Source organism: Bradyrhizobium sp. STM 3562 (assembly GCF_045571435.1).
Taxonomy (GTDB): Bacteria; Pseudomonadota; Alphaproteobacteria; order Rhizobiales; family Xanthobacteraceae; genus Bradyrhizobium.
Genome location: NZ_CP120694.1, coordinates 6,430,256 through 6,455,217, shown reverse-complemented (window position 1 = coordinate 6,455,217; position 24,962 = coordinate 6,430,256). Strand labels below are relative to the sequence as shown.

At 64.6% G+C, this 24,962-nt stretch carries 17 protein-coding genes and 1 pseudogene; 12 read left to right on the top strand and 6 right to left on the bottom strand.

Going from position 1 to position 24,962, the window contains the following annotated elements; genetic code table 11:
- The first annotated feature begins 55 nt into the window (after positions 1-55).
- Genes P6U23_RS29735 through P6U23_RS29720 form a run of 4 tightly spaced genes read left to right on the top strand, consistent with a single transcriptional unit; the run spans position 56 to position 3,285 of the window.
- On the top strand, positions 56-889 hold the full coding sequence (locus tag P6U23_RS29735) for a branched-chain amino acid ABC transporter permease (protein ID WP_407181629.1): 834 nt from the start codon (positions 56-58) through the stop codon (positions 887-889).
- Positions 889-1,869 carry a branched-chain amino acid ABC transporter permease gene (locus P6U23_RS29730; protein ID WP_407175946.1) on the top strand — a complete coding sequence of 327 codons (981 nt, stop codon included), beginning with the start codon at positions 889-891 and terminating at the stop codon, positions 1,867-1,869. The genes P6U23_RS29735 and P6U23_RS29730 overlap by 1 nt, the downstream gene beginning before the upstream one ends.
- Positions 1,866-2,597 (top strand): ABC transporter ATP-binding protein, encoded by a 732-nt coding sequence (locus P6U23_RS29725; RefSeq protein WP_407175945.1) that lies wholly within the window; start codon positions 1,866-1,868, stop codon positions 2,595-2,597. Before P6U23_RS29730 ends, P6U23_RS29725 begins: the two co-directional genes overlap by 4 nt.
- Complete coding sequence (locus P6U23_RS29720; protein ID WP_407175944.1) at positions 2,581-3,285, top strand: ABC transporter ATP-binding protein; 705 nt, start codon at positions 2,581-2,583, stop codon at positions 3,283-3,285. Before P6U23_RS29725 ends, P6U23_RS29720 begins: the two co-directional genes overlap by 17 nt.
- Positions 3,286-3,421: 136 nt before the next feature.
- Here the strand turns inward: P6U23_RS29720 and P6U23_RS29715 are convergent, their stop codons facing one another.
- Positions 3,422-4,099, bottom strand: a complete 678-nt coding sequence (locus P6U23_RS29715) for an aldolase (protein ID WP_407175943.1) — start codon at positions 4,097-4,099, stop codon at positions 3,422-3,424.
- Between P6U23_RS29715 and ltnD the strand changes: the two genes are divergently transcribed.
- From ltnD to P6U23_RS29685, 6 genes and pseudogenes are all read left to right on the top strand, one after another.
- Positions 4,050-5,111: an L-threonate dehydrogenase gene (gene ltnD, locus P6U23_RS29710; protein WP_407175942.1), complete on the top strand. Its 1,062-nt coding sequence runs from the start codon at positions 4,050-4,052 to the stop codon at positions 5,109-5,111. The genes P6U23_RS29715 and ltnD overlap by 50 nt on opposite strands.
- A 23-nt stretch (positions 5,112-5,134) precedes the next feature.
- Positions 5,135-5,917: a 2-oxo-tetronate isomerase gene (gene otnI / locus P6U23_RS29705; protein WP_407175941.1), complete on the top strand. Its 783-nt coding sequence runs from the start codon at positions 5,135-5,137 to the stop codon at positions 5,915-5,917.
- Positions 5,914-7,188, top strand: coding sequence for a 3-oxo-tetronate kinase (gene otnK / locus P6U23_RS29700; protein WP_407175940.1), 1,275 nt, complete (start codon positions 5,914-5,916; stop codon positions 7,186-7,188). Before otnI ends, otnK begins: the two co-directional genes overlap by 4 nt.
- Before the next feature lie 177 nt (positions 7,189-7,365).
- Positions 7,366-9,057 carry a methyl-accepting chemotaxis protein gene (locus P6U23_RS29695; protein ID WP_407175939.1) on the top strand — a complete coding sequence of 564 codons (1,692 nt, stop codon included), beginning with the start codon at positions 7,366-7,368 and terminating at the stop codon, positions 9,055-9,057.
- Positions 9,058-9,273: 216 nt separating this feature from the next.
- Positions 9,274-12,453, top strand: a pseudogene (locus P6U23_RS29690) (efflux RND transporter permease subunit).
- Positions 12,443-13,645, top strand: coding sequence for an efflux RND transporter periplasmic adaptor subunit (locus tag P6U23_RS29685; protein ID WP_407175938.1), 1,203 nt, complete (start codon positions 12,443-12,445; stop codon positions 13,643-13,645). The pseudogene P6U23_RS29690 and the gene P6U23_RS29685 overlap by 11 nt, the downstream one beginning before the upstream one ends.
- A gap of 45 nt (positions 13,646-13,690) precedes the next feature.
- Here P6U23_RS29685 and P6U23_RS29680 read toward each other — a convergent pair whose 3' ends face one another.
- Entirely contained in the window at positions 13,691-15,202 is a 1,512-nt protein-coding gene (locus P6U23_RS29680; RefSeq protein ID WP_407175937.1) for an acetyl-CoA acetyltransferase, read from the bottom strand.
- Positions 15,203-15,376: 174 nt separating this feature from the next.
- Positions 15,377-16,510 carry a nitronate monooxygenase gene (locus tag P6U23_RS29675; protein WP_407175936.1) on the bottom strand — a complete coding sequence of 378 codons (1,134 nt, stop codon included), beginning with the start codon at positions 16,508-16,510 and terminating at the stop codon, positions 15,377-15,379.
- Positions 16,511-16,786: 276 nt separating this feature from the next.
- On the opposite strand from P6U23_RS29675, the gene P6U23_RS29670 reads away from it, so the two are divergent.
- A complete protein-coding gene (locus tag P6U23_RS29670) occupies positions 16,787-18,448 on the top strand; it encodes a flavin-containing monooxygenase (protein ID WP_407175935.1) in 1,662 nt (553 codons plus the stop codon).
- A 5-nt stretch (positions 18,449-18,453) separates the two neighbouring features.
- On the opposite strand, the gene P6U23_RS29665 is transcribed toward P6U23_RS29670, so the two are convergent.
- The 3 genes from P6U23_RS29665 to P6U23_RS29655 form a co-directional block, all read right to left on the bottom strand.
- Positions 18,454-21,627, bottom strand: coding sequence for an efflux RND transporter permease subunit (locus P6U23_RS29665; RefSeq protein ID WP_407175934.1), 3,174 nt, complete (start codon positions 21,625-21,627; stop codon positions 18,454-18,456).
- Positions 21,628-21,629: 2 nt separating this feature from the next.
- Positions 21,630-22,661, bottom strand: coding sequence for an efflux RND transporter periplasmic adaptor subunit (locus P6U23_RS29660; RefSeq protein ID WP_407175933.1), 1,032 nt, complete (start codon positions 22,659-22,661; stop codon positions 21,630-21,632).
- Positions 22,662-23,065: 404 nt separating this feature from the next.
- Complete coding sequence (locus P6U23_RS29655; RefSeq protein ID WP_407175932.1) at positions 23,066-23,845, bottom strand: SDR family NAD(P)-dependent oxidoreductase; 780 nt, start codon at positions 23,843-23,845, stop codon at positions 23,066-23,068.
- 162 nt (positions 23,846-24,007) lie between these two features.
- Here P6U23_RS29655 and P6U23_RS29650 point away from each other — a divergent pair, with 162 nt between their 5' ends.
- Positions 24,008-24,802 carry an enoyl-CoA hydratase/isomerase gene (locus tag P6U23_RS29650; RefSeq protein ID WP_407175931.1) on the top strand — a complete coding sequence of 265 codons (795 nt, stop codon included), beginning with the start codon at positions 24,008-24,010 and terminating at the stop codon, positions 24,800-24,802.
- Positions 24,803-24,962 lie beyond the last annotated feature (160 nt).

Genomic DNA, 24,962 nt, shown 5'->3' with positions numbered 1-24,962 from the left:
GGCAGGGGGCGTGACCGCCGAAACCATTATTCAAAGCCTCGCCAGCGGCCTGTTGATGGGCTTGCTCTACGGCCTGATCGCCGTAGGGCTCGCCCTCATCTTCGGCCTGATGGACGTGGTGAATTTCGCCCACGGCGAATTCCTCATGATCGCGATGTACGTGACGTTCTTCCTGTTCGCGTACTTCGCGCTCGATCCGCTGCTGTCGGCGCCGCTGGTCGCCGCCGCGCTGTTCGTGTTCGGCGCGGTGGTCTATCTGTTGATAGTGCGCTTTGCGGTGCGGGCGAAGGCCAATGCCGGGATGGTGCAGATCTTCTCGACCTTCGGTCTTGCGATCGTCATGCGCGGCCTGGCGCAGTTCTTCTTCACGCCGGACTATCGCAGCATCAATCACTCCTGGCTCGGCGGCAAGACCGTTTCGGTTGCCGGCATTTTCCTGCCCGAACCGCAGCTCGTCGGCGCGCTGGTGGCGATCGCGGCCTTTGTCGCGCTCTACTTCTTCATCCACCGCACCGATTTCGGCCGCGCACTGGAAGCAACCCGTGAAGACGCGGGCGCCGTGGCACTGGTCGGCATCGACAAGAACCGCGTGTTCGCGCTCGGTTGGGGGCTTGGCGGGGCGCTGGTAGGGCTCGCCGGCGCCATCATGGCGATATTCTTCTATATCTATCCCGATGTCGGCGCCTCCTTTGCGCTGATCGCCTATGTCACGGTGGCGCTCGGCGGTTTCGGCAGCGTGTTCGGCGCGTTCGCCGGCGGCATCCTGGTCGGCCTGGTCGAAGCGACCACCGCATTGCTCCTGCCGCCCTCGCTGAAATCGGTCGGCATCTATGCCGTCTACCTCCTGGTGGTCTTCATTCGGCCGCGCGGCCTGTTCGGGTCGATCTGATGGACAAGGATTTTGCCAGCCGTCGCCGCCGCGAGCTGATCGTCGCCGCCGTGTTGGCGGCGCTTGCTGCCCTTGCGCCGCTGTTTGTCAAGGACGTCTACGTCCAGAACATCATGGTGCTGACCCTGATGTATGCGGCGCTGTCGCAGAGCTGGAACATCTTGTCCGGCTATTGCGGCCAGATATCGCTCGGGCACGCCCTCTATTTCGGCCTTGGCGCCTACACCACGGCGCTGATGTTCATGAAGTTCGGCATCCTGCCGTGGTTCGGCATGCTGTCGGGCGGCGTGTTGTCGGCGCTGATCGCAATGGCGCTCGGCTATCCCTGCTTCCGCCTGCGCGGGCATTATTTCGTCATCGCAACCATCGTGATCGCCGAGATCGCGCTGCTCTTGTTCCAGAACTGGGACTGGGCGGGCGCTGCGCTCGGCATCGACATTCCGATCCGCCGCGATAGCTGGCTCACCTTCCAGTTCACGCGCAGCAAGCTGCCTTACTTCTATTTCGCGCTGGTGCTCGCGGCCATCGCCTGGTTCGTGACCTGGTGGCTGGAGGATTCCAAATGGGGCTATTGGTGGCGCGCGGTGAAGGACAATCCGGAAGCCGCCGAGAGCCTTGGTGTCGTGGTGTTCAATTCCAAGATGGGCGCGGCCGCGGTCTCGGCCTTCCTCACCGCGATCGGCGGCAGCTTCTATGCGCAGTTCGTGTCCTATATCGATCCTGAAAGCGTCATGGGCTTCCAGTTCTCGCTTCTCATGGCCTTGCCCGCCGTGCTCGGCGGCATCGGCACCCTGTGGGGGCCGCTGTTAGGTGCCGTGATCCTGATCCCGCTCACTGAGCTCACGCGCTCTTACATCGGCGGGTCGGGGCGCGGAGTCGATCTCATCGTCTACGGCTCGCTGATCGTGGCGATCTCGCTGGCGCGGCCGCAAGGTCTGGTCAGCCTGTTCTCGCGAGGCAAAAAGGTGCCTGCGCGATGACGGCTCTGCTGGAGACCCGCAACATCACCCAGCGCTTCAGCGGGCTGGTGGCGAACAGCGACGTATCCATTTCGGTCGGGCGCGGCGAGATCGTCGGCCTGATCGGTCCCAACGGCGCCGGCAAGTCGACGCTGTTCAACCTGATCGCCGGCGTGTTCCGGCCGACCGAAGGCTCGATCTGGTTCGACGGCGAGGATGTCACCGCGCTCCCCGCAGCCGAGCGCTGCCAGCGCGGCGTGGGGCGCACCTTCCAGGTGGTCAAGAGTTTCGAGACCATGAGCGTGATCGACAATGTCATTGTCGGCGCGCTGGTGCGCACCACCGTCATGCGCGAGGCGCGGCGCAAGGCGTATGAAGTATTGGAGTTCGCCGGCCTCGCTGCCCGTGCCCACGTGCTCGCCTCCGATCTGGTGCCGGCGGAAAAGCGCAGGCTCGAGGTGGCGCGTGCGCTCGCCACCCAGCCGAAGCTGCTGCTGCTCGACGAAGTCTTGACCGGGCTCACGCCCACGGAGGCCCAGACCGGCGTTGAGCTGGTGCGGCGCGTGCGCGATACCGGCATCACCGTTTTGATGGTTGAACACGTCATGGAAATCGTGATGCCGCTGGTCGACCGCGCCATCGTGCTCGATCTCGGCAAGGTGCTGGTCCAAGGCAAGCCTGTCGACGTCGTCCGCGATCCCAAAGTCATCACCGCCTATCTCGGGGACCGTCATGCTGTCGGTGCGTGAAGTCACCACCGCCTATCAGGGGCTGGTCGCCATCTCTGCCGTCAGCCTCGAGGTGGAGCAGGGCGAGATCGTTTGCGTCGCGGGTGCGAACGGTGCCGGCAAGTCGACTTTGCTCAAATCGATCGCCGGCGCCGAGCGCCCGCGCTCCGGCAGCGTCAGCTTCGACGGCAACCGGATCGATGGGCTGGCGCAGCATCTGATCACGGCGCGCGGTATCGCCTATGTGCCGGAAAACCGGCGGCTGTTTCCGCGCCTGTCGGTGCGCGACAATCTGCGGCTCGGCAGCTATCTCTATCGCTCCCAAAGCGATCGCGAGGGGCCGCTGGATCTGGTGTTCAAGCTGTTTCCGCGGCTATCCGAGCGGCTGGAGCAGCGGGCCGAGACGCTCTCCGGCGGCGAGCAGCAGATGCTGGCGATCGGTCGCGCGCTGATGACGCGCCCGCGGCTTTTGATGCTGGACGAGCCCTCGCAGGGCATCATGCCGAAACTGGTGGACGAGATCTTCGCCGCGGTGAAACGGATCCGCGACGCCGGCATGACCGTGCTGATCGTCGAGCAGCGCATGGCCGAGTGTCTCGAAATCGCCGACCGCGCCTACATCCTGCAGACCGGCCGTGTGCTGATGCAGGGACCTGCGGCCGAGATCAAGACCAATCCCGACGTGCGCAAGGCGTATCTGGGGCTGTAATTTCTCGGCACCGTCATTCCGGGGCGCCTCGAAGAGGCGAGCCCGGAATCTCGAGATTCTCAGGTGCGCAATTGCGCACCATAGTTCGATGCTTCGGATCGCCCGGAATGACGTGCCTGGCACGGACGGCCAGGGCCTAATGCCCGTGCTCCGGCAATGTCAGCCCGAACGTCTTGACAAGATCCGCAATCTGCTCCGGCGACAAATAGCGCGGGTTCAGGCCCCGCAACAGCAGATAGAGTTTTGCGGTCTCTTCCAGCTCCTCAGTGGCAAATACCGCGGCTTCCAGCGTGTCGCCCGCGACCACCGGGCCGTGATTGGCGAGCAGCACTGAGGAATATTGTCCGGCGAGGCCCTTGATCGCGTCGGCCACCGCCGGATCGCCGGGCCGGTAATAGGGCACGAGCGCGGTCGCCCCGCAGCGCATCAGGTAATAGGCCGTCATGGGCGGCAGCGCGGCGCGCGGATCGATCTCCGGCAGCATCGAGAGCGCCACCGAATGGGTCGAGTGCAGATGGACCACGGCCCGTGCCGCGCCGCGGGTCTGATACAGCGCGCTGTGCAGCGGCACTTCCTTGGTCGGCGCATCGCCCGAGAGCGATTTTCCGTTCGCATCAAGCCGGGACAGCCGCGCCGGATCGAGAAAACCGAGCGAGGCATTGGTCGGCGTCACCAGATAGCCGCCATCGTCCAACTTCACGCTGATATTACCGGAGGAACCCGGCGTCAGCCCGCGCTCGAACAGCGAGCGCCCGAAGCGGCAGATGTCCTCGCGGATCTTTGTTTCGCTTTTTGTTTCGCTCATGGCGGCCATCCCTTATTCCGCCTTGTCTCACGCTTTGGCAGCACGGCCAAGCCGTGATAGGCAGAGGCAAAGCTCAATAAACGGAAACGCAAAGGGAAGTTGCCGCATGCCGCAATCCGACAAACCGAAAATGGCCGTGATCGGGCTCGGCTCGATGGGCTTCGGGATGGCGACCTCGCTCAAGCGGGCCGGCTTCGAGGTCGCCGGCTGCGATGTCGCGGCCGAGAGCGTGGCGCGGTTCGTCAAGGAGGGCGGAAAGGGGGCCAAGACACCGGCCGAGGCCGCCAAGAGCGCCGATATCGTGGTGAGCGTGGTTGTCAATGCGGCGCAGACCGAAGCCATCCTGTTTGGCGAAAGCGGCGTCGCCGAGACCTTGGGCAAGGATGCGGTGTTCATCTCCTCCGCCACCATGGATCCCGACATCGCGCGCCGGCTCGCCAGGCAATTGGAGGCAACGGGGCGGCATTATCTCGATGCGCCGATTTCGGGTGGGGCGCAGCGTGCCGCCCAGGGCGAACTCACCGTGCTGGCCTCCGGCAGTCCCGCCGCCTTCGCCAAGGCGCGACCCGCGCTGGATGCGATGGCGGCAAAGGTCTACGAGCTCGGCGATGCGGCCGGCCAGGGCGCCGCCTTCAAGATGATCAACCAGCTCTTGGCCGGCGTGCATATTGCGGCGGCCTCCGAGGCCGTGGCCTTTGCCGCCAAGCAGGGCCTCGACATCCGCAAGGTCTATGAGGTGATCACGGCCTCCGCCGGCAATTCCTGGATGTTCGAGAACCGGATGCCGCATGTGCTGGACGGCGATTACGCCCCGCGCAGCGCGGTGGAGATCTTTGTCAAGGACCTCGGCATCATCCAGGACATGGCGCGCTCGGCGCGCTTTCCGGTGCCCGTCGCGGCCGCGGCGCTGCAGATGTTCCTGATGACATCGGCGTCCGGTATGGGCCGCGACGATGATGCCTCCGTGGCGCGGATGTATGCCAAGATTAGTGGCGCCAAGCTGCCTGGTGAGCCGAGCTAGGACGAGAGAGAAGAGGTCAGCCAATGCCCCGTTTCGCCGCCAATCTTACCATGATGTTCAACGAGGTGCCGTTTCTCGATCGCTTCGAGGCGGCAGCCAAATGCGGCTTCACCGCAGTCGAATTCCTGTTTCCTTACGAATATCCCGCCGAGGACGTCGGCGAGCGGCTGCGCCGCAACGGCCTGACCCAGGCGTTGTTCAACCTGCCGCCCGGCAATTGGGATGCCGGCGAAAAGGGCTTTGCGGCGCTGCCCGACCGTTTCGCCGATCTGCAGCAGAGCCTTCAGATGGCGCTGCCCTACGTCAAGGCGACCGGCGTCAAGCGGCTGCATCTGATGGCCGGGATCGCCGATCGCAAGGATGCGAATGCAGTTGCGGCGTTCCGCAGATCAGTCATTTGGGCGGCGGAGTTTTTCCAGCCGCATGGGCTGGATGTGGTGATCGAGCCGATCAACCCGCGCAATGTGCCCGGCTATTTCCTCAACGACTTCGCCTTCGCGCGCGACCTGATCGGCGAGCTTGCCATTCCCAACCTCAAACTTCAGTTCGACATCTATCACTGCCAGATCATTCATGGCGACGTCACCATGCGGCTGCGCGAGACGATGCCGATCATCGGCCACATCCAGATCGCCAGCATTCCTTCCCGTCACGAGCCCGACGGTGAGGAGTTGAACTATCCGTTCCTGTTCGCGGAACTCGACCGGCTCGGCTATGCCGGCTTTGTCGGCTGCGAATATAATCCGCGCGGCAAGACCGCCGATGGTCTCGCCTGGTTCAAGCCCTATGCTGGAGTAAAGCCGTGACGTTAAAGCTCGGCTGTATCGCCGACGACTATACCGGCGCATCCGATCTCGCCAACACGCTGACGCGCGCGGGCCTGCGCACGGTGCAGACCATCGGCGTGCCCTCTGACGATCTCGCACTGCCGCAGATCGATGCGGTGGTGGTGTCGCTGAAAAGCCGCTCCATCGAGGCCTCCCTTGCGGTCGCCCGCTCGCGCGAGGCGGAAAAATGGCTGCGCGGGCGCGGCGCCCGCCACGTGCTGTTCAAGATCTGCTCGACCTTCGATTCGACCGACAAGGGCAATATCGGCCCGGTGATGGATGCGCTGCGCGACGATTGCGGCGAGAAGCTCGTGCTGGTGACGCCCGCTTTTCCGGAAACCGGCCGCACCGTCTACCAGGGCAACCTGTTCGTGGGATCGGTGCCGCTGAACGAGAGCCCGCTCAAGGATCATCCCCTCAACCCGATGCACGATTCCAACCTGGTGCGGGTGCTGGCCCGCCAGAGCAAGACCAGGATCGGGCTGATCGAGTTCGCCACCGTGACGCGCGGAGTGGACGCGGTGCGCGCGCGCGTTGCCGCGCTTGCGGCGGACGGATTTGGGGCCGCGATTATCGATGCGGTGTTTGACCGCGATCTCGAGACCATCGGCACCGTCGCGCTCGATCATCGCCTGTCGGTCGGTGCCTCCGGGATCGGACTAGGTCTGGCGCGGGCGCTGGTTGCCGCAAGCGGCCGGCAAAATGCCTCCCATGCCGACGCCATGGCGGCGGTCGGCGGGCCGGCGGCGTGTCTGGCCGGCAGTTGCTCGCAGGCAACCCTCGGCCAGATCGCGAAAGCTGAAGCGATCATGCCGGTGCTGCATCTTGATCCCGAGCAGGCGGTGAAAGGCAAGGACGAGGCCCGGCGGGCGCTGGCCTGGGCCGGCGAGCGGCTCGCCAAAGGCCCGTTCCTGATCGCGAGTAGCGCAACGCCTGATCGAGTAGCCGCGCTGCAGGCACGTTACGGTCGCGATGCCGCGGGCCATGCCATCGAGGAAGCCATGGCGGACATCGCCGAAGGACTGGTGCAAGCCGGCGTTCGTCGCCTGGTGGTCGCCGGCGGCGAAACGTCGGGCGCGGTGGTCGACCGCTTGCGTATACCAGGCTTCCTCGTCGGCGACGAAATTGCGGCCGGCGTGCCTGTTTTGCGCGCAGTCGGCACCAAGGAAGGCGCCATGCTGCTTGCCTTGAAGTCAGGCAATTTCGGCGGACCTGAATTTTTCGCCGACGCGCTTAGGCTCATGCGCTGAGCGCACGGGAATTTAGTCCTTAATTCATTTCTTTAGCTTTTCAGTAGTCATACGGAGCACGCCGTTTACCCAAAGTGAAGGGCGCCTCGGCTCTGATGGGCAGGCATTTGCCGAGTCTGCCGTTTTTAAGCATCACAATTGGCCGCGCAGCGCGGCCAAAAACGAGAGAATTAGATCATGCTCGCCAAGTACTCGATCCGCGCGAAGATCATTGCGGTCGTCGCGTTCCTGCTCGTCGCGATGACCGGCATGGGACTGCTTGCGGTCCATAGCATGAGGTCGATCAACGCCAACACCGTCGACATCACGACCAATTGGCTGCCGAGCGTCCGCGTTCTGGGCGAGCTGCGCGCCGGCGTCGTCACCTACCGCACCGTCATTCGCGAGCATATGCTGGGCGAGACGCCGGAAGAGAAGGCCTCGGTTGAAAAAGTGCTTGCAGGCGTCGTCGAGAACAACACCAAGCTCCGCAGGGCGTACGAGCCCATGATTACCTCGCCGGAGGAGCGCGCGCTCTACAATGACTGGTCGGCAAACTGGGAAAAATACAAGAAAGCCACCGAAGAGGTGCTGGCGCTGTCGCGCAAGGATACCGGCAAACTCCCGCATGAGGCCCACGAGCTCAACGCCAAGACGGTCAACAAGATTGGCATGGAGGCCGACGAGATCCTGAAGAACGACATCAATCTCAACAACACCGGCGCCGACAAGGCGGCGGCTGATGCCACGGCCAACTACGCTTCGGCTTTCGCCATCCTGGCCGTGATCCTGGTCGCCGCCATTGTCCTCGGCATCGCCGTCAGCGTCTATCTGATCCGCGACGTTTCCAGCGGCATCGCCTCGATCGTCACGCCGATGCAGGCGCTCGGCAACGGCGACCTCTCGGTCGAGATTCCGCACCGTGGCGAGAAGACCGAGATCGGGCAGATGGCCGATGTGTTGCAGGTCTTCAAGGAGGCCCTGATCGCCAAGAAAGCTGCCGACGAGGCCGCCGCCCACGACGCGGAAGCCAAGATCGAGCGCGGCCGCCGCGTCGACAACATCACCCGCGAATTCGAGGCGATGATCGGCGAGATCGTCAACACCGTGTCCTCGGCTTCCTCTCAGCTCGAATCGTCCGCCGGCAAGCTCTCGGCCACCGCCGAGCGCTCGCAGCAGCTCGCCACCGCCGTTGCCTCCGCTTCGGAGGAAGCTTCCACCAACGTCCAGTCGGTGGCCTCAGCGACCGAAGAAATGGCGTCCTCCGTCACCGAGATCAGCCGCCAGGTGCAGGAATCGGCCCGCATGGCCGGCGATGCCGTCGGCCAGGCCCGCACCACCACTGAGCGCGTCAGCGAACTCTCCAAGGCCGCGACCCGCATCGGCGACGTGGTCGAGCTGATCAACACCATTGCCGGCCAGACCAACCTGTTGGCGCTCAATGCCACGATCGAGGCTGCCCGCGCCGGCGAGGCCGGTCGCGGCTTCGCGGTCGTCGCCTCCGAGGTCAAGGCGCTGGCCGAGCAGACCGCGAAAGCCACCGGCGAGATCGGTCAGCAGATCTCGGGCATCCAGGCGGCCACGCAGGAATCGGTGAACGCGATCAAGGAAATCTCGGGTACCATCGAAAAGCTGTCCGAAATCTCCTCGACCATCGCGGCTGCCGTGGAAGAGCAGGGCGCGGCCACGCAGGAGATCGCCCGCAACGTGCAGCAGGCCGCGCAGGGGACGCAGCAGGTCTCGTCCAACATCGCCGATGTCGAGCGCGGCGCCAGCGAGACCGGATCGGCCTCCTCGCAGGTGCTCTCGGCCGCCCAAATGTTGTCGGGCGATTCCAGCCGCCTGAAGAACGAGGTCTCGAAGTTCCTGACCTCGGTGCGGGCGGCCTGAGCAACCCGCCGGAGCAATTTGGACGGGCCCGTCGTGAAGCGGGCCCGTTTCCTTTTGGCCGGTCATTGGGGGCGCCTCCGCCAGATATCGCGGAAGCGAATGCGGCCATTACGCGCAGGCCTTAGCTAACCGGCCGCGGTTGAGGTAAATCAATCCCCTGCGGTTCGGGGGCGCAGGTTCCGCGCGGTCCCGCCTCACCTGGAAAGCGCCTATCCTATGATCGCAATCGTCCGCATCGCCCTGAGCCGGCCATACACTTTCGTCGTGCTCGCGTTGCTGCTCCTGATCATCGGGCCGCTCGCGGCGCTGCGCACGCCGACCGACATCTTCCCCGACATCCGTATCCCCGTGATCGGCGTGGTCTGGCAGTATACCGGCCTGCCGCCTGACCAGATGGCCGGCCGCATCACCACCCCGTTCCAGCGGGCGCTGACGACCACCGTCAACGACATCGAGCACATCGTCGCCAATTCCTATAACGGCGTCGGCATCATCAAGATCTTCTTCCAGCCGAACGTCGACATCCGCACCGCCAACGCGCAGGTCACCGCGATCTCGCAGACGCTTCTGAAGCAGATGCCGCCGGGCGCCACCCCGCCCTTGATCCTGAACTACAGCGCCTCCACCGTTCCGATCATCCAGGTGGCGCTGTCCGGCGATGGCCTGACCGAACAGAACCTCGCCGATATCGGCATCAACCAGCTCCGTACGCCGCTGGTCACGGTGCCCGGCGCCGCTATTCCCTATCCGTTCGGCGGCAAGCAGCGCCAGGTGCAGATCGACCTCAACCCGACGGCGCTGCAGGCCCGCGGCCTCTCCGGCCAGGACGTTGCCAATGCGCTCGCTGCCCAAAATCTGATCACCCCGGTCGGCACGCAGAAGATCGGCGGGTTCGAATACAACATCCAGCTCAACAACTCGCCCTTGAAGATGGAGGAGCTCGGCGACCTGCCGATCAAAGCGGTGAACGGCGCCATGGTCTATGTGCGCGATGTCGCGAGCGTCCGTGACGGCAATCCGCCCCAGACCAACATCGTCCACGTCAACGGCAACCGCTCCGTGCTGATGATGGTGCTGAAGGCCGGCTACACCTCGACGCTGGATATCATCGCCGGCATCAAGCAGAAGGTGATCGACGTCCGCGATCAGTTGCCCGATGCGCTCAAGATCGGCTTCATCGGCGACCAGTCGGTGTTCGTGCGCAGCGCGGTCACGGGCGTGGCCTTTGAAGGCGTGATCGCGGCGCTTTTGACCAGCGTGATGATCCTGTTGTTCCTGGGAAGCTGGCGCTCGACCATCATCATCGCCGTGTCGATCCCGCTCTCGGTGCTCGGCGCGATCATTCTGCTGTCGGCGATCGGCGAGACGCTGAACATCATGACGCTGGGCGGCCTGGCGCTCGCCGTCGGCATCCTCGTCGACGACGCCACCGTCACCATCGAGAACATCAACTGGCACCTGGAGCAGGGCAAGGACGTCGAGCCCGCGATCATGGACGGCGCGCGCCAGATCGTGACGCCGGCCTTCGTCTCGCTGCTCTGCATCTGCATCGTGTTCGTGCCGATGTTCTTCCTGACCGGCGTCGCCCGCTTCCTGTTCGTGCCGATGGCCGAAGCGGTGATGTTCGCGATGATGTGGTCGTTCATCCTGTCGCGCACGCTGGTGCCGACCATGGCGAAGTATCTCTTGCACAAGCACGAGCATCACGACGGCGAGCCGCCACGTTCGCGCAATCCGCTGGTGCTGTTCCAGCGCGGCTTCGAGGCGCGCTTCGAGCGCATCCGCACGGGCTATCGTGGCCTGTTGACGCTCGCCATGCAGCACCGGCCGATCTTCCTTACCGGCTTCCTGGGCTTCGTCGGGCTGTCGTTCCTCTTGGCGCCGTATCTCGGCCGCAACTTCTTTCCGGCCGTCGATTCCGGCTCGATCCTCATGCACGTCCGCACCCAGATCGGCACCCGCATCGAGGAAAGCGCCGGCCAGTTCGCGGAGGTGCAGAAGGCGATCCGCAAGATCATTCCGCCGAGCGAGATCGAAACGCTGGCCGACAATATCGGCATGCCGATCTCCGGCATCAACATGACCTATAACAACACCGGCGTGATCGGCCCGCAGGACGGCGACATCCAGATCAAGCTGAAAGAGGGACACCGGCCGACAGACGAATATGTCCGGATCATGCGCGAGCAGTTGCCGCGGCAGTTTCCGGGCATGACGTTCGCGTTCCTTCCTGCCGATATCGTCAGCCAGATCCTCAATTTCGGCGCGCCGGCGCCGATCGATCTGCAGATCCGCGGCGCCAACCTCGACGCCAACTTCGTCTATGCCAACAAGCTGCTCAGCCGCATCCGCCATATCCCCGGCATCGCGGACGCGCGCATCCAGCAGTCGCCTGATAATCCGACCTTCAACATCGATGTCGACCGCACCCGAGCGCAATATGTCGGCCTTACCGAGCGCGACGTCACCAACAGCCTCGTGGTCAATCTTGCCGGCTCCTCGCAGGTCGCGCCGACCTACTATCTGAATCCCGACAACGGCGTGTCCTATTCAATCGTGATGCAGACGCCGCAATTCCAGATCGACTCGCTGAGTGCGCTCGAGACCTTGCCGATCACGGCGGCCTCGACGTCCACGCCGCCGATCCTCGGCGGCATCGCCGACATCAAGCGCTCGACCTCGAGCGCGGTGGTCTCGCAATACGACATCCAGTCGATGGTGCAGATCTTCGCGACATCGCAGGGGCGCGACCTCGGCGCGATCGCGGCCGACGTGCAGGCCGTGATCGCCGACACCGCCAAGGAGGTGCCGAAGGGGTCTTCCGTGGTGCTGCTCGGCCAGGTGCAGACCATGAACAGTGCCTTTGCCGGCCTGTTGTTCGGGTTGCTCGCCGCCGTCGTGCTGATCTACCTGCTGATCGTCGTGAATTTCCAGTCCTGGTCTGATCCCTTCGTGATCATCACCGCGCTGCCGTCGGCGCTCGCCGGCATCATCTGGATGCTGTTCACGTCCAACACCACGCTGTCCGTCCCGGCGCTGACCGGTGCCATCATGTGCATGGGGGTTGCCACCGCCAACAGCGTGCTGGTGATCAGCTTTGCGCGTGAACGCTACGAGGAGCTTGGCGATCCGATCTAGGCGGCAATCGAGGCCGGCTTCGTGCGCTTTCGTCCCGTCTTGATGACGGCGCTCGCCATGATCATCGGAATGACGCCGATGGCGCTGAGTCTGGGCGAGGGGGGCGAGCAGAACGCCCCGCTCGGGCGGGCCGTCATCGGCGGGCTGATCTTCGCCACCATGGCGACGCTGATGTTTGTTCCCGTGGTCTTTAGTATGGTACACAAGAAACAAGGCGCCAAAGCCGCCGCCGCATTGGAGACGCTGCATGCCCACTGAACAGACCACGCCGGTGTCGCGCCGGAAGTTGGGCATTTTCGCAGGTCTCGCCGGATTAGCCGCCGTTCTGGTGGTGGTGACCGGCATCAGGGCGCGTGAAGACAGCGCCGCAAAATTGCGTGAATGGACCGATGATCAGGCCATTCCAACCGTGGCCGTGGTGCAGCCGAACGCGAAGGCGCTGAGCGCGACGATCGACCTCCCGGGGCGGCTAGAAGCCTATTCACGCGCTCCCATCTTCGCCCGCGTCAGCGGCTACCTCAAAAGCTGGAGCGCCGACATCGGCGCCAAGGTAAAGGCGGGGCAGGTGATCGCCGAGATCGAGGCGCCCGATCTCGATCAGCAGTTGCTGCAGGCGCGCGCCGATCTCGCCAGCCAAGAGGCCAGCGCGAAATTGTCGGAGGCGACGCTGAACCGCCGCAAGACGCTGCTCGCCTCGAATTTCGTCTCGATGCAGGAAATCGACGAGCGCACCGCCGATCTCTCCAACAAGATCGCCGCGGTCAAGGCAGCCCAGGCCAATGTCGAGCGACTTGAAGTGCTGGCCGGCTACAAGAAGATTACCGCGCCCTTCGATGGCATCGTCACCGCGCGCGACACCGACGTCGGCGCACTGATCAATGCCGGTGGCGGTGGGGGGCTGCCGATGTTCGTGATATCGGACGTCTCAAAGCTCAGGCTCTATGTGAACGTGCCGCAGAACTACGTGCCGGCGATCAAGATCGGCGCGAAAGCCGTGGTGACCGTGCCGGAATATCCGAACCGGACATTCCCGGCGACCGTCGAGGCCTCCGCGCAGGCCGTCGATGTCAACTCCGGCACCACGCGGATGCAGCTCGGCATCGACAATGCGAACGGCGAATTGATGCCGGGCGGCTATGCCAGCGTCCGGCTGAGCCTGCAGCGCGACAGCATGCCGCTGCACATTCCGGCGAGCGCGTTGATCTTCGACCAGAAGGGCTTGCGCGTGGCCACCGTCGGCGTCGGCGACAAGGTGCGGTTCAAGACTGTGACCATCGCGCGCGACCTCGGCCGCGATATCGAGATCGGCTCGGGCCTGTCGACGGAAGATCGCGTCATCGTCGCCCCGCCCGACGGCGTCGCCGAAGGCGACCAGGTCCACATCGCCGGCGGCGCGGCGCCCATCGGCAAGCCCGCGAAGGTGTCCGAACGGCAGGATGTGAAGGGGTAGGGTTCTCCACCTCGCCCCGCTTGCGGGGAGAAGGGGGTGGCAGCGTCACCCGACCCGCCACTCCGGCACGCCGTCGTCGGCCATGGCGATCTCGCCACGCGAGCCCACCGGACTGTGCTCCATATTGGTGAGATGCTTAAGCGTCACGTCATCGCTTGCTGCCACGCGCGCCAGCGTGCGCGCATCCGCCTCTGTCCGCAGCATGACCGCGCCATGCTCGACCTCGCCGTTGCGGCCATAGAGCACGGTGAAGCTTTCGACGGCTCCCTGACCGGACGCCTCAGTGACGAACGCCGGCGCGGCGCGCTTGTTCTTATCCGCCGCGGCCTGCACGCTGGTCTCCTGCGCGAGCGGCATGCGCGGCGACTCGCGCGACAGCACCAGCGCGTGGTGCTTGGTCACGAAGCCGCCCTGGCCGTAGAGCAGCCCGAGCTTTCCGCCCTCGCGCAACTTACGCACCATCGCGCAGGTCGCATGGGTCATATAGGTGTTGAGCGGTGCGCCAAAGAAAGTGAGCCCGCCGGTCACGGTCGGCTCGACGTCGGGTCCGAGCTTGAGCGTGCGCCGCGCCATCTTGGGCACGCAGGGAAAGCAGCTATAGAGCTCGATGGCATCGAAGGCCCGGCCATCGCCGCCGGCGAGATCCATCACGGCGTTGAGCACCGCGTTCTGCGCATGGCTTTCGTAGAACTGGTCGCGCATGAGATAGTCGCGCGGCTCTTCGGCGAAAGCGCCGCCGACGGGATAGACCAGGCGTTCCTCAGCAATGCCGGCCTCGCGCGCCTTGGCGAGGCTGGTCAGCAGCACCGCCGCGCCCATGTTCACGGTCGGATTGGCGACCATCAGCTTGGTATAGGGCCAGGCGATCAGCCGGTTGTCCGGCGAGGGCGTGGTGATCTCTTCCGGCGCAAAATGCCGCTTCAGCCAGGCATTCGGGTTGATCGCGGCGGCCGCCGAATAACGCGACCATAGCTCGCCCGATTCCGCAAGCGCGGCGCGCGGTGTTTGCCCCCAATGCGCACTGCTGGCCACCTCGTAAAAGGGATAGACGCTCACGGGGCGGAATACGCCGAGCTTCACCGCAAGCGGCTTCTGGAACGCCGCGCCGCGCTTCGGCTCCGGTGCATCATGCGCAAACGGGCTCCAGGGCAGGGCGACCCCGGCGCGCTCGGCTTTCGTCGCGCTCGATTGTGCCTCGGCGCCGCACACCGCGGCGACGCTGCACTCGCCGCGCGCAATGCGCTGCGCCGCCTCGTGCAGATAGCGGATCGGGCTCTCGCCGCCGACCGGGCCGTAATAGCAGTGCGCCGGATTGATGTTCAGGCGCCGCGCGAGCAGTTTCTCCGGGTCGTGATAGCGCCAACTCAGGAAGTTCACGACGTCGAGCGATTGCACCTCGTGCAGCAATTTCGCGCCCGAGTCCGCCTCGGCGCGCCTAAGCGCCTGCTCCAGCAGCGCGAGCGGATCGAGGCCTTGACTGATTTCTTTGGGCCGGTCGACGATCTCGCCGATGCCGACGATGACGGGAATGCGTTCTGAGGGGAGGGGGCTGCTCATCGAACTTCCGAAACGACGCTGTTGTTCTTGCCGTACTCTTTCCTTCTGACATTGCGAGCGAAGCGAAGCAATCCAGAAGCGATCCGCGGAGATAGTCTGGATTGCTTCGTCGCGGAGCCTGGCATCGGGCGCGCGTTCGCGCCACCCATTGGCTCCTCGCAATGACGGCGGCGACTACTCCGCAACGAGCGCATTCATATGCTCGATCGCTTCGAGAAAATCTTCCTTGAATTCCTGCACCACGGCACCCGCCGATTTCACGCTGTCGATCAGCCCGACGCCCTGGCCGACAAAATAACTGACGAGATCGCGTGCTTTCACGTTGCCTGCGGCTGCGGCGCGGTCGATCGAATTGAAGGCATCGCGGCTGATGATGCTTTGCAGCGGCATCGGCAGCGCGCCGGGGCTGTTCTCGCCGCGGTCCCACGCATCGGTCCACACCGAGCGGAGTTGCCGTGCCGGTTTTCCCGTGCGCCCCTTGGAGCGGACCGCGTCGCGCGAGGAGGCCGCGATCATCTTCTCGCGGAAAATTTCGGTGGTCTCGGATTCCACCGTCGCCAGCCACACCGAGCCGGTCCACACCCCCGCCGCACCCATCGCCATGCACGCCGCCATCTGCCGGCCCGTCATGATGCCGCCGGCGGCGAGCACCGGCACGTCGCGGATGTTTTTGATCGCCTTGATCACCTCCGGCACCAGCACCATGGTGGACACCTCGCCGCAATGGCCGCCGGCTTCCGTGCCTTGCACCACCAGAATGTCGACGCCGGCCGCGACCTGACGCAGCGCGTGTTCCTTGGCGCCGACCAGCGCGGCCACCGGCACGCCGTGCTTCCTGCCCATCTCGATCATCTCCTTCGGCGGCAGGCCGAGCGCGTTCGCGATCAGGCGGATCGGATGGCGGAACGAGACCTCAAGAAGCTGCAAGGCCGTATCCGCATCGAAGGGCTGTGGCTGATTGTCGGCAACATTGGTGGTGGCGAGCTCGATGCCGTATGTCCGCAGGAGGTCGCGCGTGAAGTCGCGATGCGCCTGCGGTATGCGCGCCTCCAGACTCTTCCATGTCACCTGCTTCTCGCCCGCGGTCGAGACGTTTTCCGGGATCAGCACGTCGACGCCATACGGTTTGCCGTCGACATGCTCGTCGATCCACTTGAGTTCCTGCTCGATCGATTCAGGCGAGTGCACGGTCGCGCCGAGCACGCCAAACCCGCCGGCACGACTGACGGCGGCCACCACATCGCGGCAATGGCTGAAGGCGACGAGCGGAAACTCGATGCCCAGCATCTCGCAGATCGGCGATTTCATCGGCGTTCACTCCATCGCGGCGGGTTCGGTCTGCTCGTATTGTTTTGAAGATGACGCGAGACGCTAGCGCATCGCACGCCTCGACGCCAAGCGGGTTTCGCGCACCGGACTTGCGTGTAGACGCTACCCCTGGGCGGCAGTGCCGCACGCGTTCCGCCCAGCAAAATATTTTGCCGCGCTGGGCGAGGATCTGTCACGTCGTGTTGCCTCTTGCGCTTTCGCACGGACGTGGAATCCTCCGCTCAACAAGAACGAATTCCGAGGAGCGCGCCCTTCATGTCTGCATTGCCATCGATCTCTCCCGAAGGCCGGAAAACCTACGACGTTGTGGTGGTCGGCGCCGGCTTTGCTGGCATGTACATGCTGTACCGGCTGCGCGGCGCCGGCTTTTCAGTGCGCGTCTACGAGCAGGGCGGGGGCGTCGGCGGCACCTGGTATTGGAACCGCTATCCGGGCGCACGCTGCGACGTCGAGAGCATGCAATACTCCTATTCCTTCTCTGAGGAGCTGCAGCGGGAATGGGACTGGAGCGAACGCTACGCGCCGCAGCCGGAGATATTGAAATACGCCAATCATGTCGCCGACCGCTTCAACCTGCGGCGCGACATTCAGTTCAACACCCGCGTGGATCGCGCGGTGTTCGATGAAACTGCGAACACTTGGACAGTGACCACGTCCGACGGCAACACGATGATCGCAAGCTTCGTCGTGCTCGCCACCGGCTGCCTTTCCAATGCGCGCAGGCCCGACATCAAAGGCCTCGAAAGCTTCAAAGGTCCCGTCTATCACACCGGCAATTGGCCGCATGAAGTGGTGGATTTCACCGGCTTGCGCGTCGGCGTGATCGGCACAGGATCCTCCGGCATCCAGTCGGTACCTGTGATCGCCGGGCAGGCCAGGCATCTGACCGTATTTCAGCGCACGGCGAATTTTTCGATTCCAGCACGTAACGCGCCGCTGACGGATCAGGAGCGGCAGGCATTCCGGCAGAACTATCCGCAGATCCGGCGCTTCGCACGCGAAGTCGCGCGCAATGGCATCTATACCGATCTGCCCGATCGCGGCGCGCTCGACGACGGCGACGAACGGCGCCGTGCGAAGTACGAGCAGCGCTGGCAGAAGGGCGGCCTCACATTCATGTATGCCTACAACGATCTCGCGCTGAGCAAGGCCGCCAACGACACCGCCGCCGATTTCGTCCGCGGCAAGATTGCCGAGATCGTCAAAGATCCGGAGACGGCAAGGCTGCTGCAGCCCAATTCGCATCCGATCGGCACCAAACGCATCTGCGTCGATACCGATTACTTTGCGACCTTCAATCGGGACAACGTCGCGCTGGTCGACATCAAGGCCAATCCGATCGAGGAGATCTTGCCGAATGGCCTGCGCACCACGGCCAAAACGTACGAGTTGGATGCGCTGGTGCTGGCGACCGGCTTTGATGCGATGACAGGCTCGGTCGCAAAGATCGACATTCGCGGCCGCAACGGATTAACACTGAACCGGAAATGGGCTGAAGGGCCCAAGACCTATCTCGGGCTGATGAGCACGGGCTTCCCCAATCTCTTCATCATCACCGGTCCGGGTAGCCCATCGGTGCTGTCGAACATGATCGTCTCGATCGAGCAGCATGTCGATTGGATTGCCGATTGTCTCGCTTTCATGCATGCGAAGGGCCTTAGCCTCATGGAGGCGGAGAAAGACGCCGAAGACAAATGGGTGGCGCATGTCAACGAGGTCGCCCACGCGACGCTGTATCCGCAGGCCAATTCCTGGTACATGGGCGCCAACATCCCGGGCAAGCCGCGCATCTTCATGCCCTATATCGGCGGCGTCGGGACCTACCGGCAGATCTGCAACGAGATCGCCGCCAAGGGCTATGAAGGCTTTGCGATGGCGGCGAACGAGCGGGAGCGAGCGGTGGCGGTTATTTCTTAGCGCCGTCATTCGGCGGCGCCGGACTCGCCGGCGACGGTGTCATCGAATGCAGCCCTGGGCGCGAACTCGTCGCGTGGCCGCTCGAACCGGCCATAACGCAGCGCGAGCGTCGGCAAGACCAGGAGATTCAATGCCGTTGACGTCAGCAATCCCCCGAGGATGACGACGGCCATCGGCCCCTGGATCTCGCGGCCGGGATCATTCATGCCGATGGCGAGCGGCAGAATGCCAAGGCCGGTCACGATGGAGGTCATGAGAATGGGCGTGAGCCGGTCCGCCGCCCCCGCGATCGCCGTCTCCAATCCCCACGGTCTGCGCTCGACGTCAACCAGGTGCTCGTAATGCGCAATCATCAGGATGGAATTGCGCAGGCTGATCCCGAAAAGCGTGATGAAGCCGACCATGCCGCCCAGGGTAAGCAGTCCGCCGGTGGCAAAGACGGCGAGCACGCCGCCGACCAGCGCGAAGGGCAGGCTCGCCAGCACCAGGAGCAGGTTGCGCCAGTTCCGCGTGACGACCGAGAGCAACAGGAGGATTCCGACGGTCGCGATCAGTGAATTGACCGCAAGGTCGCGCTTGGAGCGCGATTCCTCCTGCGCGGCACCGGCGAATTGGACGTAGGTGCCGGGAGGAAGCTGGACCTTGGCACTGATCGCTGCCTTGGCGGCCCGGACAAAGGAAACAAGGTCGGTGCCGCTGACATTGGCCGTCACTGTCTGCACCCGACGCGCGCCTTCGTGCAGAACCTGGTAGCGTCCCGAGGTCTGGTAGATGTCCGCGATCTGCTTGAGCAGAACGTAGGCCCCGCCCGGACTGCGCAATGGCAGGTCGCCGACCTTGCTGATATTGTCCCGGCTGCTCGCGTCGAGAATGGTGATCACGTTGAAGACCTGATTGCCATCATAGGTCTGGCCAACGACATCGCCCTGATAGGCGGCGCGGATCAGTTCGAGCACCTCGACCGCATCAAAGCCCCAGCGCTCCAGATCGGGCTTGCGTAAGCGGATCGAAAGCTGCGGCAAGCCGGGCGGCGACTGGACCTGAACGTCGGTCGCGCCATCGATCTCGCCGAGCGTTCGCGCGATTTCCTGTGCCTTACGATCGAGAACGTCGAGGTCGTTGCCGAAGACGTTGATCGCGACCGCCGCAGTGTAGCCGGACAGCGTCTCCTCGATGCGTTCCGTCAGAAAGGTCATCACCGCGGTGTTTACGCCCACGAACCCGGCGAAGGTGCGGCGGATATCGGCTTGCGCCTTTTCGACCTCCTCGCCCGACAGGCCCGGCTGCAAATCCACTTCGAGCTCGCTGTAGTGAGGACCCCAGGTGTCCTCAGACTCCTCGGCGCGCCCCGCGCGTTGCGCAACCGACCGCACCCCCGGCACCCGCCGCAGCGCATCGGCAATGCGGCCGCCGATCCGCAAGGACTCGTCGATCGACGTGCCGGGCACTGCCGACATGTGGGCGACAAAATGCCCCTCCTTCAGCTCCGGAATGAAGCCGCCGCCAAGAAACGGCAGCGCGGCGCAGCCCGCAACGGTGAGCATGGCGGCTGTGATGATGATCGTCCGAGGCCGCTCCGCGACCCGCCGCGCGAGAGCCTCATAGCGGCCGCGCGTCCATCGGATCAGCGGCGGATCGCGCGTCGGCACCTTGCCGGGAAGCAGCGCCATGGAGAGGGCCGGCGTTACCGTCAGCGCGACCACGAGCGAAGCCAGCACCGCCGTGGTGTAGGCAAACCCCAGCGGTGCAAACAGGCGCCCTGCGGTGCCGGTCAGCGTCATGACCGGCAGCACGACCAGGATGACGGCAAATGTCGCATAGACCACGGCGCCGCGGACTTCGAGCGTCGCGTCGAGAATGACGCGCGCGAACGGTCGCGGCTGGGGCGATCGCCGGTTCTCGCGCAGGCGGCGGACGATGTTTTCGACATCGATCACCGCGTCATCCACCACGACACCGATCGCAATCGCAAGTCCTCCGAGCGTCATGGTGTCGAGCGATGCCCCAAGCCGCTCGAGCACGATGGTTGCGGCCAGCAGCGACAGTGGGATGGCGGTGCAGGAGATCGCCGCGGTGCGCAGATCGAACAGGAAGAGGAACAGGATCACGACCACGAGCAGGCCGCCCAGGATCAGCGAATCCCGGACGTTGCCCGTCGCGGTGTTAATGAAGTTGGCCGGACGGAACAGATCGGCATGAATGGCGATATCGTCAGCCAGCAGCGTCGGCCGCAGCTCTTCGAGCGCCCGCTCGACATTCTTCGTGACCTCGAGCGTGTCGGCCGCATACTGTTCCGCCACGTTCAGGATCACGCCAGGGCCGCCTTGAATCTCCGCGCCGCCGATCGGTGGTTCAGGCGCCTCGACCACATCGGCGACATTGCCCAAGGTCACGCTCGCGGCGCCCCGGCTCAACAGCACCGTCCGGGCAATGTCGTCGGGCTTGAGCGATTGTCCCTCGCTTTGGAAAACGATCCGCTGGTTCCTGGTGTCGACGAAGCCGGCGCCGCGCACGCCGGTGGACCGGCGCGCCACCGTCAGCACATCGTTGAGCGTGAGATCGTAGCGGATGAGCTCGTCCGGATGGACCTGCACCTGGATCGAACGCTTGTCGCCGCCGAACACCGTGACGCTGGCAACGCCCGGGACGGCGAGGAGCCGCGGGCGGACGGTCCAGTCGGCGGCCGTGCGCAGCTCCATCAGCGAGCGCGTCTGTGAGGTCAGGCCGATCACCAGCATGCGGCTGGTCGAGGAGGTGAGCGGTGTCATGACCGGCGGCTGCAGTCCCTGCGGAAGCTGCTGGGTCGCCGCGGCGAGCCGCTCGGCGACGACCTGTCGGTCGCGGTAGATGTCGCTTGCGGGATCGAAGAACACCGTCACAACCGAGAGGCCCTGGATCGATGTCGAGCGCAACGTCCTGATACCGGACACGCCGCTGATGGCATTCTCGATCGGACGGGTGACGAGGATCTCCACCTGCTCGGGCGTCAGCCCGACGGCCTCGGTCTGGATGCTGACCTGCGGCGGGGCAAATTCCGGGAACACGTCGTATTTGGCCCGGCCGAGCGCATAGACGCCGTACGCCACCAGGAGGCAGGCCAGTGCGGCGACGATGCCGCGGAAGCGGATCGCGAATCCGATGATCGCGGCCTGGGGACCTGAGGGATGGGCGGCGCTCACGGCTAGTCCTCGACCTGGATCTGCGCGCGGAATTCCTCGGACAGCAGCAATTGCGCGCCGCGCGTCACGATCTCGGCATGATCGGGCAAGTTCTTCACGAGATAGCCGCCGTCCGGCATCGGCCGATCGGTCGCGATCTCCGTGCGTGCGAAGGTGTCTTGAGCGGTGCGCCGATACACCCAGGCTCGCCCCTGCCACCAGACGACCGCGGAGGCGGGCACCGCGGCGACATCAATGGATCGGCCGGATGGCAGGAACCCGAGCACGTTCATCCCAGGCAGGACGCCGCTTTCCGCCGGCGCCGTAAAGAAAAAGCTCACGCCCTGAATCTTCGGATCGATGCGCGTTGCCGGCGAGACGAAGGTGATCGCGGCCCGGCTGCCCTTGCCGGTTTCAATGGAGGCCGCCGCAGGCGGCTTCGCCAGCGTGACGCCGGGCGGCAAGCTGACCTGCAGCAGGAAATCCTGCCGCTCGATGAGCCGGGTGATGTCAGGCGAGCCCTCGACAAGCGATCTGCCAAGCACGGGGCCCCATTCCTGGTACGCCGTCGCCGCAAGCGTGCGTAACTGGGATTCCGCGGCGGCCAGGCTCGCCTGGTCCGTGCCATAGGCTGCCTGAGCCGCCTGAAGCTGGGCCTGCGAAACCGCCTGCGGCTCGCTGATGAGCTTCTGCGCGCGCTCGAACGCCGGCTTCGAGGATGCCAGTTTCGCCTGCGCGGTTTGCACCTGCGCCTTGGCCGTGGCGTAGCTGTTGCTGAGTTCGGTCAGTCGGGCCACGTCGAGCACGACGCCATAAGCGCGCAGCTCTTCGTCATGCGGCGCCGCGGGCAGCGTGGCTGTTTCGATGCCGCTGCGCCGCAGCGTATCCTCGTCGAGCCTGATCACCGGCTCGCCATTTTCGGTGGAGGCCCGGATCGGGACCTTGATCGTGCGCTCGCGTTCGGCCTCGCTCGCCGCCTCCTGGCGTCCGGTCAGGAATCCCCAGCCGATCAGCACACCGAGGGCGATCATGGTTGCCACAATCAGCAACCGCATCCACAGCGATCCTGCCCGTGCCTGCCGCTTGCTCATTTACCCTTGGTGCCCTCCCCAGGGCAGTTATAGCCGAAAAAATCGTGGCGGTCGGGTGGGATGGCCGCCACGACATGCTGCCTTGGTCCAGGCGAAGTCACAATCGGGAAGGGGACTTGTCCGCACCTCTGCCGTTGGCAAACCCGGAGGCCTGACGCGCCGCGAGGAGACGGACTCGCGACGGAGACTGAGCTGTCATCGCCCGCGCAGGCGGGCGATTCAGTATTCCGGAGACGGCGGTGCTAGAGCCGAGGCGATACGGCGTACTGGATACCCCGCCGGAGCCTGTCATCGGGCGGCGCTTTGCGCCGACCCGATGGCGGGGTATGACGACGGTGTTTGGTCCCAACTCGCCTCACGCGCAAAGATCAAAACGCGGTGTAGCCGCCGTCGATCACGAAGCAATCCGCGGTATGATAGGACGAGGCCGTGCTCATCAGGTAAACCGCGATGCCGCCGAAATCGCCGGGCTCGCCGAAGCGCCGCATCGGGATGCGCGGCATCACGTTGCCGACGAATTTCTCGTCCGACATGATCTTCGCGGTCATCTCGCTCTTGATCCAGCCGGGCAGAATGGCGTTGGCGGTCACGCCATAACGCGCCAACTCCACCGCGAGCGCGCGGACCACCGCATTGATGGCGGCTTTCGTCGCTGCATAATGTTCGTTGCGCGCGGTGCCGAACAGCGAGGCGAGGCTCGACGTCGCAACCAGCCGGCCGAACTTGTCGCCATTATTGGCGCGCTCCGTCATATGACGGGCCGCCGCCTGGAACACGTGGAACACGCCGTCGAGATTGGTGGCGAACATCGTGCGCCATTCCTCTTCGGTGCGTTCGATGAAGGCGCGCCGGCCGCCGCCGCCGATGCCGGCATTGGCAAAGCAACCGTCGAGCCGGCCGAACGTGTCCAGCGTCGCCATCATGGCATCTCTCACGGAGGCAGGATCGGTGACATCGCAGATGCGGCTGTGCACCTTGCCGGGGCCGGCGGCCATGGTCGCAGCAGCCGCCTTGTTCTTGTCGGCATTGCGGCCCCAGATCGAAACATTGCAGCCTGCAGACGCAAGTGCCTGTGCGATGCCGAGGCCTATACCGCCATTGCCACCGGTGACGACCGCAACGCGGCCGGTGAGGTCGAACATGTTCATGAGGCGTTTCCGTTGTTGGATGACGCACGTCAGCCGTGCGTTTTGCGGGAGATCGACGTTGCCCCCGAGCATGGACAAGCGCGCGGCAAAAATCAAATATGCGCCATGAACCCTATTCCATCCGCGCCACGGAAAATGCGGATCACCAGGTGAGAGGAAACCATGCAATTCAAGCACTGCACGCTCGAGATCGATGGACCGGTCGCGGTTCTCCGGATGGATCACCAGGAGGTCATGAACGCGGTGTCCCTGGACATGCTGGGCGGTCTTAGCGAGGCGCTCGATGAAATCGAGGCAAGAAAGGCCGAGGTGCGCTGTGTGGTGCTGACGGGAGCGGGGCGCGCCTTCTGCACCGGCGCCAATCTGCAAGGCCGTAACCAGCAGCAGAAGCCGGGCCGCAGCAACGCCGGTGCGGCGCTCGAGACCGGCTTTCATCCGTTCCTGCGGCGGGTCCGCAACCTGCATTGCCCGCTGGTCACCGCCGTCAACGGCCCGGCGGCCGGCGCCGGCATGAGCTTTGCGCTGATGGGCGACATGATCCTTGCCGCGCGCTCGGCCTATTTCCTGCAGGCGTTCCGCCGTATCGGCCTCGTGCCGGATTGCGGCTCGACCTGGCTGCTGCCGCGCCTGGTCGGCAAGGCGCGCGCGATCGAGTTGTCGCTGATGGGCGAGCGGCTGCCGGCGGAGAAGGCGCTGGAATGGGGATTGATCAACCGGGTCTATGACGATGCCGTGCTGATGGAAGAGGCGATGAAGCTCGCGCGCGAGCTTGCGAACGGGCCGACCGTTGCCCTGTCGCTGATCCGCAAGCTCTACTGGGATAGCCCGGAAAACTCCTTCGAGGATCAGCTCAACCTGGAATTCCAATCGCAGCGCACCGCCGGAGCCACGGAGGATTTTCGCGAGGGCGTCACCGCGTTCCTCGAGAAGCGCCCGGCGAAGTTTACGGGCAAATGATCGAGGACGCACTTACGCGTTCGGTCATCGATTGCTACCCGGGCGCAACCGTCGTTGGGGGCAAGCTGTCCGGCGGTACCCGCCTGCGCCGCGCGATGCCTGACCATCCACCGTCATTCCGAGGCGATGCGAAGCATCGAAGGCGGACTCTCGAGATTCC